Below are 12068 nucleotides of genomic sequence, written 5' to 3'. Positions count from 1 at the left end.
AGCCAACCCGGCGAGGGCAAACAGGACGACCAGCTACAGCCGTAGCTTCAGGGCGAACTTCCGCTTTTCAGACGCTCTGTGGAGGCGCTGCTGAACACCCCTGCGTTCGCCTTCCCGCAAGACCAAATGGACGACGGCAGCCCCCGCCAGCACATCAATCTGGGGTTCGCAGCCGCCCAGCGCGGTCATTTCCCGACGGACCGTGTTTCCGGGGGAATAGCGGGGCCGGCGAGACCGTTGAATAGCGCATGACAACCATCGGAATCATCGGAGCAGGACATATTGGATCCCAGATCGCACGCAAGGCCGTGGACCTGGGATACGACGTGGTCATCAGCAATTCACGCGGGCCAGAAACCCTCGCGGACCTGGTGGCCGAACTCGGACCGCAGGCGCGTGCCGCCACCGCGGCCGAGGCAGGGGCGGCGGGCGACTTCGCAGTGGTCACGATCCCGTTGAAGAACTACAAGGCGCTTCCCGCGGAGGCATTGGCGGGCAAGGTCGTGATCGACACGATCAACTACTACTGGGAACGTGACGGGCATGTCGCAGCATTGGACGCCGGCGAGGCCACCACCTCCGGGTTGGTGCAGGAGCACCTGGCAGGATCGAAAATCGCCAAGGGCTTCAACCACGTTCGTGCGGCGGACATTACCACCGCAGGTTCCCCGGCCGGCACCGAGAACCGCAGGGCGCTGGCCACCGCCAGCGACCACAAGGACGCCTCGGCGCTTGTCGCCCGGCTCTACGACGAGTTCGGCTTCGACACCGTGGACATCGGCCCGCTGGCTGAAAGCTGGCGGGTTGAACGCGACCGCCCCGCCTACGTGGTGCCGCAGAACCTGGAAGAACTGCAAGAGAACCTTACCAAGGCTCCGCGGACCATCTGACGGGCCGCCACCCGGAGGCGTTGCTTGACAACAAAAGGGGAGGCTGCCACGACGGGACCGTGACGACCTCCCGAATTCAGGCCGCCTGCAGTCCAGGGGCCGGGGTGCCTGGGTGACTGGTGTTTAACGGCTGTCTGAGAGGTCCGCTTGCCCGGGAGAATCAATTTTTTGGTGCCAGAGAGCCGATCTTGGCCGCCATGTTCTTCCCGGAATCTGCTGTCGGTAACCGTTTTCGGGTCCGCAGGACGCACCTGCGGACCTGTAGGGCCGCTCCAACGGTCTTCGAGGGCCGGGCAGCGCACTCCCGCCCCTAATACCGGGACTCCAACCGGCGTTGAGGGGACGATTCGGCTGATTCCGAGCAGGCCAAACCGGGCGATGTTCACCGCTGCGGCCAACAACGAGAAATCGGCGTCCACCTTGGTCCGGCCGCGGTCCCTCGCCCGCTGCCCGCCGTGCTTTCGCCGCATCAGCGGCCCGGTCTTTCGTTCCACCTTCGGGCGGGTGGCCCGGTATTCGGCCCGCCACCCCGACTCCCGTTGGGTGGTCCGGGCCCGGACCAGTCCATCCTCGTGGGGGCTGATGGTGATGCTCCGTCCGGACTTCGCGGTGGTGTGGGGCGTTGCCAGCGGGCAGCTCGCGCACGCGGCACCGAAGGATGCGGTGCCGCCGTCCTTGGACGGGCGGACCCGCATGGTGATGTTCGCCGGGCAAGTCGCCACGGAAGCACCGGCACGATCCGCCGTTGCGGCACCATCATCCATGCCGGTATAGCCACGGTTGAGCGGAACCGCCGGAGTGTTTTCAGGGGCAGGAATCTCGGGAACTTCGCGGTTCTCCACGGCATCGAGGCTGGCCAGCTCCTCGGCAAGCAGCTCCTTGGCGCGTTCCGCATCCCCGGTGTTCCCGGCGGTGACATCGGTCGCCGTGATGATCTCGGAATCCGGGTTCATCGCCACATGACCCTTGTAGCCATCAAAGCCAAGAGCCGAGGTCTTGTGCCCATGCGTCGCCTCGGGATCCACGGTGGAAATCACCCGGTCCTTCGCCACTCGCCGGGCAATACGGTACACCCCCGCGACGCAATCAAGATCCTGGCCCACCAACGTTGCCGGCAACTCCCCCGGCCTGGGATACAGCCTTGTCGAGCTTCAGGCCCTCCAACACGGTAAGGGCCGCCATTGCGTCTTTTGCCAGCGCATCCACCAGTTCCTTGTGGGCCTCGGCGCCATCCCACGCGGAGACCGGCTTCCCGGCACCCGCGTAATCATCGTCGCGGGTGAGTGCAGCCCGCAGCTTGGCGTCCAACTCCTTGTCGGCGAGACGCAGCAGGCCCCGGATCCCCGAGCGCAACAGCGTCACGGTGTCCATCGTGGCGACCGCGCCATACAAGGGCGTCTAATCCAGGACCCGCTTGCGGCCCACCAGCCCGGCGGACGTCGCCGCCGCCAAGGTGACCTTGAAGATCCGGTCCGGGGCCGCCGATGCCGCCAACCGGTCCCGCATGTCAACCAGTACCGTACGCACGAACCCCGGGCAGCCAAGAACAGGCCACCGGCGGCGTACTTCTGGCGGGTGTCAAAGATGAAGCGGTCCACCGCCGCCCGGTCCGAGCAGCCCACGATGCGCTGCAGGACCATCACGAGCACCACGATTATCGGCGGCACCGAGCGTCGGTCCACATTCGTACATAGGTCCTCACAGAAAGTTGCCGTGGTGCGCAGCAAGTCGCGCTGAACCTGTGTCAGTCCCAGCGTCATCGCTCACTCCCTTGTTCCCCGTCAAACCACGTCCCACCACAATTTTCCCAAGCATGCGTCTCGTGTCTGAGGACCGCCACGCCATCCAATGAAAAATACCAGGCACGCTAGACCCACTCCACGCGGGACAGCCGCCAGGGTGCGTCCGGCCCCTCAGGGACTACGGAACGACGGTCGTCATCCACTGCCTGATCTGGCTCCAATCGAAGAGTAGATTCCCACGACTCAACACCGGGTCCATGCGAGCGACCACTAGGTCCAGGAGTTGCAGCTCCATGGACATGGTGAAGTCGTGGGCGACGGCTGCAGCCTGTTCCGAGGTCTTCCTACCGTCGATTTGGGCATAGAGGTGGATTCCTTTGCTCCCACTGAAGACAAGCAGACAATTGAGGCCAAGCTGGCCCAGGGCTTCCCGAGCGATTCGTGCGACCGCCGCCCACTCGGCCACGCCAGCTCCTTCGCCCGGGTCCAGCACCAATCACTCCGGGTTCTGGGATGGGCCCTGCCGCCAACAGTCCCTTGCGGCACATGCATTTCAAGACTGGACAACTGCGCCAACCACATAAGGGTCCTGGCATCGTTAACAACTGGATAAATATTGTCGTGTTCCCGGCGGTGCATGATGTGGCCCTGCACTCCATTCCGGCGTTCCGGGCCCCAAACCGTCGTCTTACCGGCAAGGCTCCTTGATGGCGGTCTTCGATGAAGGGACGAAAGACACTGTCCGGGCTGGCGGATGGCTGTCACGATAAAGACACCATTCATGGTTGGCAGCAGCGACGTCTCGTTCGTGCCATACGACCGGACTGGCACGAAAGGCAATGTGCACGATGGTTCAAACCAACAAGTTATCGAGTGGCTGTGGAGAAGTGGCGCCCCCGTGGTGCCACCAGTGCGAAACGGACCAGTTCCTGCTCATCGAGTCTGTGGCACCGTGCTCACGCGGCATTGCAGGAGTCGTGGGTCTGGGCTATTCCTGCCTGGAATGCGAAGGTTTCGCTGCCCACTGTGTGAGAGTCATTGACGTGGGGGATGCATTGTCGCTCATGGTGAGAGCGATGAGGCGATGAGACAGTGTCGAAACAATGAAGAAGAGCGGACACTGACGCAGGGACTCGGCGCGTACAGCCTGATTCTGCCAATACTGGCTAGTGTCAGGGCAAGAGAACTGCCCTTGTGGTGGGCGTCAGCGGTGGGCTTGATGGCCACGCTTTCAGACTCGAGCAGACTTGGATGAGGCAGATGTCCCCAATATCGTCCCAAGCCGCACCGTGGTGCCAGGTTCTCCCCACACCGTATTCTGGTGATCATCGCCGCTGTCATGCGTCTGTTCACCGGCTGACACCAGTGGGCACTCCTGGACCTGACCATGGGAGTCAACAGGTGTAGCCATTTATGTACTCCTGCTCCGGGACGAATATCCGCTGTTTAGACTGAACCAAGTGCCAGACGAACCGGCCGATGCAGATCACCAATGACGGGAACAATCCATGGGCAACCATTTTGAACGGTATGCCGAGGTAGCGGAAATTTTGGCGCGACATGGTTTCGGCTCCCTGGCCGCAAGGGTTGGTCTGGGACGATTGCATCTGGGCTCCGGACCTTGGCAGCCTGAAGATCTCACGAATCCTGAGCGGTTGAGGCGCGCGCTGGAAGAACTCGGACCGACCTTTATTAAACTCGGCCAAGTGCTGTCCACACGGCCAGACATCCTTCCACCGGACTTCCTCACAGAGCTGTCCAAACTTCAGAGCGAGGCGCCGCAGGTGCCGGCACATGTCATCCGTTCCCTCATCGAGCAGGAACTCGGGGCAACGCCCGAAGAGCTCTTCAGCACCTTCAGCGACGTTCCCCTGGCAAGTGCCTCGATTGGCCAGGCACACGCAGCAACACTGCATGACGGCACCGCCGTCGTGGTCAAGGTTCGACGACCAGGCGTCGTGGCCCAGGTTCAGGAGGACCTGGAGATCCTCCAAAACCTCGCCCACCAGGCTGGCCGCAACTGGGCTGCGGTGGCAGATTACAACCTTGAGTCCATTGCCACCAGGTTTGCTGCAACACTTCGCGCCGAACTCGACTACCTGCAGGAAGGCGCCAACGCGGAACGCTTCGCCAAGAATTTTGCCAATGATCCAAGCATCCATATTCCGAGAATCTTCTGGCCCACGACCACATCCCGGGTACTGACCATTGAACGAATCCATGGATTGAAGATCAACGACGCCGAAGTCCTGGCCATGCCTGCCGGCGACAGAAATCGCCTGGCGGACCTGGCAGCCAAGGCTGCCGTCAAAATGATCTTTGAGGACGGCTTCTTCCACGCAGACCCACACCCGGGAAATCTGTTTGTTGAATCAACTTCACGAATAGGCCTGATCGATTTTGGCATGGTGGGCGAAGTTGGCAATGAACTCCGCGGCCACCTCGGGAACCTATTGTTGGCATTCAGCTTCGACGACCCAGACAGAATCGCCCGGGCACTGCTGGAGCTCGCCGTCAACCGCCCAACCTCGGATCGTAACCATCTACGGCAAGACGTCTTGCACTTCATGGAGCAATATCAAGGACGTCAACTGGGCCAAATCGAAATCTCACCCCTGATCAGACAAATATTGGCCATTCTGCGCAATCACCATCTTCAGCTACCCAGCGAAATGGCGATGCTGACGAAAATGATCTTCATGACCGAAGGAATGGGCGCTCGATTGAATCCGGACTTCAATCTCGGCACAGTGATCAAGTCCTATGCCAGCAAGTTGGCCTTCAAAAGGGCGATTCCCCGCAATCTCCTACGCAACCTCTCCCAATGGGGTTTGGACGCCGCAGACCTGGGTGCCAATCTTCCCGATAAGGTACGACGACTACTTGACCTTCTGGACGACGGCGTCGAGGTCCACTTGCGTTCAGAGGAATTGGTGCCTTTGGTGGCCCGAGCTGAACGAATCGGCAACCGCCTCGTTGCCGGGATGATAGTTGCAGCATTTGTTCGAGGGATCGGAGAGCTTACAGCCGCAGACAGGGAACGGCTGCAGACATGGCAAAACGCCCTGGTTGCCGGCGGCGCTGGTGTTGTTGCTGCATTGGGCGGCTACTTGGCGTGGACCGCGCGGCGTAGCGCCGGGGGTAACCGTTAGTGCCGCTTTGGCTCCTGCCGCTGCCAGCGTCCTGGTCTCGGCCCCAGAGTTCGGGTCCTTGTACCCTGTTTCATGGGGCCCCTGAGCCATAGCGTCATGGGTATGACAAATACAAACGTGGTACCAAAACCAGAGATTCTTAACCTCCAGCAATGTTGGCACCTCCTTCAGCAAACGTCGATTGGACGCTTGGCGCTCACCGTCGAGGGTCGTCCTGATGTGTTCCCGGTTAACTACAAGGTGGATCAAGAGACAATCTTCTTCCGCACAGGGGGCGGAACCAAGTTCAGCTCCTTGGAGGGCGGCACCAACGTTGCATTTGAGGCCGACGCCGTGAGTGCGGAATTCGGCACCGCATGGAGCGTTGTCGTCAAGGGCCGCGCCGTGGTGGCGACCTCCACGAACACCAATCTCGACACCATCAGCGGGGCCCTCTTTCCCTGGCAAGGCGTCGAGCAGGAGCACTTGATCCGTATTGTTCCCGAAACGGTGACGGGTAGGCGTTACACGTTAACGGCTTCCATGTCGTGGCGGACACCCCTTAGGGAGGCAATCCGTGCCGGACTCGAATAGAGTCCGACCGGCTTTCCGAATAGCAGTTCCGGAACCTTGAACCGGTCATCGCCCCAGGCTGAGGCTACGGCGGGAAGAGCATGATCCGGGTCGACTCGGGCACCGTGGGCGTGCGCGGCAGGTCTTTGGACTCTATCGGCACCGCTCCAACCGATCTAGGATCGGTGCCATGACGAACAAATCAGCCACTGCCCCAACGGAGGAACTACCTGTCCACGAGTGCTGGGCGTTGCTTCGCGGCGTCTCCGTCGGACGGCTGGCACTCTGGGTCACGGACCATCCGGACATCTTCCCCATCAACTACGCAGTTGATCACGGCACCCTCGTCTTTCGCACCGGTCCGGGAACGAAACTTGATGCAGCGCTGGGCGAAACCCCGGTGGCTTTGGAAGCCGACGGAGTAGACGCCAGCAGTGGCGTTGCCTGGAGTGTTGTTGTGAAAGGCAGTACCGCGATTATCAACTCAACGCAGGAGGTTCTCGACAGTTTTTCAATCATGCTCTTCCCCTGGCACTCAGGCAGTAAGAACACATTTATCCGTATTACTCCGACGTCGATCACGGGTCGCAAGTTCACCGTGGCCGCGCCGGCCGAGTGGTGGACGGCCCAAGCGAATGCCCCCCACACTTCACCTGAATAAAATTCTCCGCAGCCCGGCTCCACCACAAACACGCATTCCCCTCTGAAAGGCCCTAAAGCCATGGAACAAATCACCATTATCGGCAGCGGAAATATGGCCCGCTCCATTGCCGTTCGCATGCTCCAAGCCAGGCATTCAGTGCAGATTTTGGGACGCAACGGGGGAAAGACCCGTGAACTCGTCGAGTTCCTCGGAGCCGGAGCCCAAGGCGGCGGAGAGGGGGCTGTCATTGAAGGAGGAATTGTCTTCCTGGCGGTCCCTTTTGAGGAGGCCAAGAAATCGGTGCTCTTCTATGGCGAAGCATTGGCAGGCAGGGTCAGCGTGGACATCAGCAACCCCGTCGACCTGGCCACCTTCGACAAGCTCTTGACCCCCGCTGGAAGTTCAGCAGCCGAGCAGACCGCCCTCCATGCAAGCCCTGAGGCGCTCGTGGTCAAGGCTTTCAACACCTGCCTGGCCAAGCCCTTGGAAGCCGGGACTGTGGCAGGGATACCGTTGGACGTGTTCATCGCCGGCGACTCCGAACAGGCAAAGGTCAAGGTAAGTGCCGTTGTTGCAGCCTCGGGGCTGCGCCCCATCGATGTGGGACCGCTCCGAAGGGCGCGCGAACTCGAGGCCATGATGCTGCTGGTCATGGGTCTGCAAGTCAGCCCCGCACACGAGAACTTCAACTGGGACACGTCATTGAACCTCCTCCCCTAAAGGGCACTTGCCCGGGGACCCAGCAGGTGAACCAGAAATTGTTCGCGGGCACGCTTTTGCGCAGGGCCGCATCACCTCTCATGCTGCTTGCCTTGGACCCGGCCGGACCCGCTGCCGTCCCGCGGGGCGCTTGCATGATCAGCGCCTTGCCCCATGGGCAGCAGCGCGGGCAGGAACACCCGCCGTCCCCTGGCACCATTCGAATGCCGCCCGCTCACCGCTGAAAATTTGCTTTGATGGCTTCAAAGGACTTTCGGCCCTTGTTGGTCCACGACGCGTAAGAGAGACTGACAGGACTGGTGCACCATAGGCAAGGGATGGGTAGTGCCTTGCGAGATCCCCAGGCAGGAACCACGATCACGGACGGAGAATGAGGACTATGGATCGGCTGGTTACCCCCGATGAAGTAACGACACCAACCCCTGTGGAGTCGATCACCGTCTTCATCCTCGACGATCACGAACTCGTCAGGCGGGGACTGAAAGAGCTGCTCGAGGGCGAGGGGTTCAGAGTCATCGGCTCCACCGGTTCCGCGCTGGCAGCGACCAGGCGCATTCCAGCCTTGCATCCAGACGTTTCAGTGTTGGACGCGCGCCTGCCCGATGGAACGGGGATTGAGGTCTGCCGTGATGTCCGGTCCGTGGATCCGTCCCTGCGGTGCCTGATACTCACCAGCTACGACGACGAGCAGGCCTTGCGTGGTGCTGTGCTTGCCGGAGCTTCCGGCTATGTGCTGAAGGAGATCGATGGCACGGACCTGCTGACGTCCCTGCGTCGCACTGCCAAGGGCGAATCACTTTTCAGTCCCGATGTTATGGAGAAGGTGGTTCAAGGCCTGGCCGAACCTGAACGGGCAGATCCACGGATCGCTGCCCTGACCCCGCAGGAGGGCCGCGTACTAAAACTTATTGGGCGCGGCTTGACCAATCGGGACATCGGCCGTGAGATGTTTCTGGCAGAGAAGACTGTGAAGAACTACGTATCCTCACTCCTGGCCAAGCTGGGTTTTGAACGCCGCACGCAAGCCGCCATTTTCATTACGGATACAACTTGGAAAACGCCTCCGGAGCATCATTGAGCAGCTGCCGCGGGAACACACCAGGCCAGGCGGGTCCCGGTGTGTGCAGTGCTCTCTATCTCAAAGGTTCCATGGAGAATTTCTGCCCGCTGTTTCATGTTCAGCAGCCCGCTTTGACGATCCGGATCGCCCACACCGACTCCGTCGTCGTCAATAATGACCGTCACGTTGTCCGCCGTCACCTCAACGGAAACGTCGATTGCCCCCGCGTCGGAATGCCGAACGGCGTTGCTCAACCCCTCGGTCAATACTGCCAGTAGATGTTTGGCCGTCTCCTCGGAGATTGCAGAGTCTATGGGGCCGGCCAAATTCAACCGGGGAGCGAAGGCGAGTGGCTTGGCAGCATTGCGAACTGCGCGCAAGATCAAGTCGCTGAGCAGCTCTGTTTCACCGGAGCTGACCCGCAACGAGTAAATGGTGTTCCGCAGATCCCGAATGGTCTCGTCAAGCTCCGTGGTGACGGCCCTGATCCGCCCTGACGCCGTCTTGTCCGTGATGAATCGCTGTAGGCTCTGAACGCTCAGGCCAGCCGCAAAGAGACGCTGGATGACGACGTCGTGCAAGTCCCTTGCAATACGATCCCGGTCGGTGAATACCATGATCTGTTCACGCAACCTGTGCGTCCGGGCCAGTTCCAGGGCCAAAGCCACGTGGGAGCCAAACACGGCGCTCATCTCCACGACAATCTTTGAATAGGTGCCTGAACCTTGACTCCGCGCCAAGATCAACAGGCCCTGATTCGTTCCTTGGGGGCCCAACGCAATCACAACGATGGGGCCAAAAGCCTTCCCGTCCTCATCGCCGAGCAGGTCAGTGGCGTCATCGAATACCGTCGGGACCCCCGTTCTCAAAACCTCCGAGATCGCCGGTGAATCCAAGGCCAACGAGCGGCCCGCCAGCAGCGGTGCCCGCTCCCCGGCCGCCGCTGCAACATACAATTCAGGTCGCGTGTCAGAAGAAACCCCGATCATGGTCAGGGCTGAGTCCGACTCCGCCAACGCAGTGGCCGCAATCATGTCCAGGCTGCTTTCAGTGATATTGCGTTCGTCATCCATCATTTTGCCAGTGACATCCATGCAGGCTTCCAGCCAGCGCGAACGTCGTCTGGCATCCTCAAACAAACGGGCATTTTCAATGGCGACGCCTGCGGCAGCAGCCAGGGCCACTGCCAGTTCCTCATCCTCCGTTGTGAAGTCCTCACCGCCTGCCTTTTCGGTCAGATAAAGGTTCCCAAAGACCTTGCCTCTCACCCTTACGGGAACACCGAGAAAGGTCACCATGGATGGATGGTGTTCCGGAAACCCATAGGAAGCGGGGTGCTCGTGCAAATCGTGCAGGCGCAACGGGTGCGGGTCACTTGTCAGCAGTCCCAGGACGCCGTGCCCCGTGGGCAACGGGCCAATCTTGCGAATGAGTTCTTCATCGATTCCAACGGTAATGAAATGACTCAGTGATTGGTCGTCGCCGATAACTCCCAACGCTGCGTAGCGGGCGTCCAGAAGTGTGCAGGCGGATTTCACCACCCTCTCAAGAACCGCATCCAGGCTGAGGTCTTCTGCTACGGAAACCACGGCGGCCAGTAAGCCGCGTATCCGTTCCTGTGTGGAGAGCAATTCGCCCGCCCGATCTACAAACTCCTTGAGCAAATCCTCAATCCGAGTACCTTCCGCGGCCGGCAACAACGGCACGTCCGTCCCCGCATCAGATTCCGTCACCAGATCCACCTTCGAACGAACTTGGGCCGCTGTGGCAATGGCCCAAAGACACGCAGCCAATGTTGACAGACTACGCCCGTTGCCAGGAGGACGTCTGTGACGGGGCAACCAAGGTCCACCAACCCAAGCACGGCAGGTGGGGACTTTGTACGCTGCATCTCCAAGACCCTAGGGACTACAGTCATACCATGACGAACAAGACGACAGCTTCAGCGGCCACACCGGATGTCCCGGACATTGAAACTCTGTCAAAGGATCAATGCTGGGAATTGCTGCGTGGACGGGTCGTCGGGCGCTTGGCTGTCGTCGTTGAGGATCATCCTGACATTTTTCCCATCAATTACGCGGTGGACAATGAATCACTCGTCTTCCGAACCGCCGAAGGCACCAAACTGTACGGCTCGACGAACAACACACCGGTCGCCTTCGAAATTGATGGCTATGACCCTAAAACAGAGCAGGCCTGGAGCGTTGTCCTGCGAGGCAGTGTTCTGGCGATTTGGTCTGAAACCGAACTTGCCGAGGCGCAAAGCCTGATACTGCAGCCGTGGCAGGGCGGCCCCAAGAACCACCTGATGCGTATCCTCCCCCTGAACCTCAGCGGGAGAAGATTTCACGTCACAAGACCCGATATTTGGACGACTCCCTTGGCGGATGCACGGCGCGCCTCCTTTGAGTGAGTGAATGGGCCATCTCGGTGTCACTGTCCTCCCACACGATCTGTGCTTGGAGGCAAAAACGCATTGCGACCGCTGATCTGGCCAGCGGTGTCGTCCACATGATCCTGCTGGATCAGGACAACGGGACAGGGAACCAGCAGAAGCAGGCCTTGTAGGACCGACGCCTTGGGCGCGTGTTGCACAACTCCCCTGCCACGGTTTCCAACCACGAGCATCTCAGCACCCTTTCCTGCATCGATCAAGGCCCGCGCCGGCACATCGCAGTGCTCGAATCGCTCGTCCATTGTGAGGCCTATATGACGGGCGCGCAGACAGGCGACAGCTGTCTCCAGGGTCATACGTCCCGCGGTCTCATCCTGTTCGGCGCTTGTCGCTTGGGCGGCGGTGAAGCAGGCGGCCATGGACTGTGAGGAACCATCAATAGCCACGACGACGCCGGCCCTCACGGCCTTCTGGGGAGTTGGAATGACAGCCACGGGGCATCGCCCGATCGTGGCGAGCTGCATGTTGACCGCACCGAATCCTTCTCCGTGCACATCGGCAGTCCTGTCCGTGCCGACCACCACCATGGCGGAACCTGAATAAAGTTCAGCCAGTACATGGGCAGGTTCGCCAAAATGAAGGCTGGTCCGCACCTCCACGGTCGGCGCAAACTCACGCGCCCGGCTGGCTTCGTTGTTCAGCAAGCCCCGAGAGCATCCCGCACACTTTGGCATTCAATGCGCCCGGGCGAGACCAGGTAGTCCGGGACGGCGTAAACCAACAGCAGGGACAGCGTTTGCCGCGGGGCCCGGAGTGCGGCCCACTCGAGGGCAGCCCTGCTACGGGGTGAGCCATCCACCCCCACCACAATCCGCGGTGCTACAACCATGGGTCTTCGCCGTTTCTACGTTCGG

Annotated in this window: 14 protein-coding genes; 7 read left to right on the top strand and 7 right to left on the bottom strand. The window is 60.6% G+C overall.

The features are described from left to right. The first annotated feature begins 248 nt into the window (after positions 1-248). Entirely contained in the window at positions 249-890 is a 642-nt protein-coding gene (locus art_RS01755) for an NADPH-dependent F420 reductase (RefSeq protein WP_038462146.1), read from the top strand. Here art_RS01755 and art_RS22640 read toward each other — a convergent pair. From art_RS22640 to art_RS22465, 4 genes are all read right to left on the bottom strand, one after another. Continuing rightward, positions 824-1963 carry a transposase gene (locus art_RS22640; RefSeq protein WP_216699572.1) on the bottom strand — a complete coding sequence of 380 codons (1140 nt, stop codon included), beginning with the start codon at positions 1961-1963 and terminating at the stop codon, positions 824-826. The genes art_RS01755 and art_RS22640 overlap by 67 nt on opposite strands. Positions 1964-1976: 13 nt before the next feature. Beyond that, positions 1977-2252 carry a hypothetical protein gene (locus tag art_RS22635; protein ID WP_216699571.1) on the bottom strand — a complete coding sequence of 92 codons (276 nt, stop codon included), beginning with the start codon at positions 2250-2252 and terminating at the stop codon, positions 1977-1979. A 36-nt stretch (positions 2253-2288) separates the two neighbouring features. Then, positions 2289-2417: a hypothetical protein gene (locus art_RS23105; RefSeq protein WP_301537948.1), complete on the bottom strand. Its 129-nt coding sequence runs from the start codon at positions 2415-2417 to the stop codon at positions 2289-2291. 393 nt (positions 2418-2810) lie between these two features. Beyond that, complete coding sequence (locus art_RS22465; RefSeq protein ID WP_367643754.1) at positions 2811-3125, bottom strand: hypothetical protein; 315 nt, start codon at positions 3123-3125, stop codon at positions 2811-2813. A 1213-nt stretch (positions 3126-4338) separates the two neighbouring features. On the opposite strand from art_RS22465, the gene art_RS01740 reads away from it, so the two are divergent. From art_RS01740 to art_RS01720, 5 genes are all read left to right on the top strand, one after another. After that, a complete protein-coding gene (locus tag art_RS01740; RefSeq protein ID WP_253901439.1) occupies positions 4339-5784 on the top strand; it encodes an AarF/ABC1/UbiB kinase family protein in 1446 nt (481 codons plus the stop codon). A 102-nt stretch (positions 5785-5886) separates the two neighbouring features. Continuing rightward, positions 5887-6357, top strand: coding sequence for a pyridoxamine 5'-phosphate oxidase family protein (locus tag art_RS01735; protein ID WP_038468253.1), 471 nt, complete (start codon positions 5887-5889; stop codon positions 6355-6357). 169 nt (positions 6358-6526) lie between these two features. Next, on the top strand, positions 6527-6997 hold the full coding sequence (locus art_RS01730) for a pyridoxamine 5'-phosphate oxidase family protein (protein ID WP_038462141.1): 471 nt from the start codon (positions 6527-6529) through the stop codon (positions 6995-6997). 60 nt (positions 6998-7057) lie between these two features. Further along, positions 7058-7699: an NADPH-dependent F420 reductase gene (locus tag art_RS01725; RefSeq protein ID WP_038462139.1), complete on the top strand. Its 642-nt coding sequence runs from the start codon at positions 7058-7060 to the stop codon at positions 7697-7699. Between the two features lie 379 nt (positions 7700-8078). Further along, entirely contained in the window at positions 8079-8777 is a 699-nt protein-coding gene (locus art_RS01720) for a response regulator transcription factor (RefSeq protein WP_052135890.1), read from the top strand. On the opposite strand, the gene art_RS01715 is transcribed toward art_RS01720, so the two are convergent. Next, positions 8771-10492, bottom strand: coding sequence for a GAF domain-containing protein (locus art_RS01715; RefSeq protein WP_253901438.1), 1722 nt, complete (start codon positions 10490-10492; stop codon positions 8771-8773). The genes art_RS01720 and art_RS01715 overlap by 7 nt on opposite strands. Positions 10493-10680: 188 nt before the next feature. Between art_RS01715 and art_RS01710 the strand changes: the two genes are divergently transcribed. Continuing rightward, positions 10681-11172 carry a pyridoxamine 5'-phosphate oxidase family protein gene (locus tag art_RS01710; RefSeq protein ID WP_038462138.1) on the top strand — a complete coding sequence of 164 codons (492 nt, stop codon included), beginning with the start codon at positions 10681-10683 and terminating at the stop codon, positions 11170-11172. Between the two features lie 20 nt (positions 11173-11192). On the opposite strand, the gene art_RS01705 is transcribed toward art_RS01710, so the two are convergent. After that, positions 11193-11858 carry a universal stress protein gene (locus art_RS01705; RefSeq protein ID WP_038462136.1) on the bottom strand — a complete coding sequence of 222 codons (666 nt, stop codon included), beginning with the start codon at positions 11856-11858 and terminating at the stop codon, positions 11193-11195. Beyond that, on the bottom strand, positions 11852-12043 hold the full coding sequence (locus art_RS21420) for a universal stress protein (protein ID WP_082000048.1): 192 nt from the start codon (positions 12041-12043) through the stop codon (positions 11852-11854). The genes art_RS01705 and art_RS21420 overlap by 7 nt, the downstream gene beginning before the upstream one ends. Positions 12044-12068 lie beyond the last annotated feature (25 nt).

This window comes from Arthrobacter sp. PAMC 25486 (assembly GCF_000785535.1).
GTDB lineage: Bacteria > Actinomycetota > Actinomycetes > Actinomycetales > Micrococcaceae > Specibacter.
This window is presented reverse-complemented; position numbering and strand designations above follow the sequence as displayed.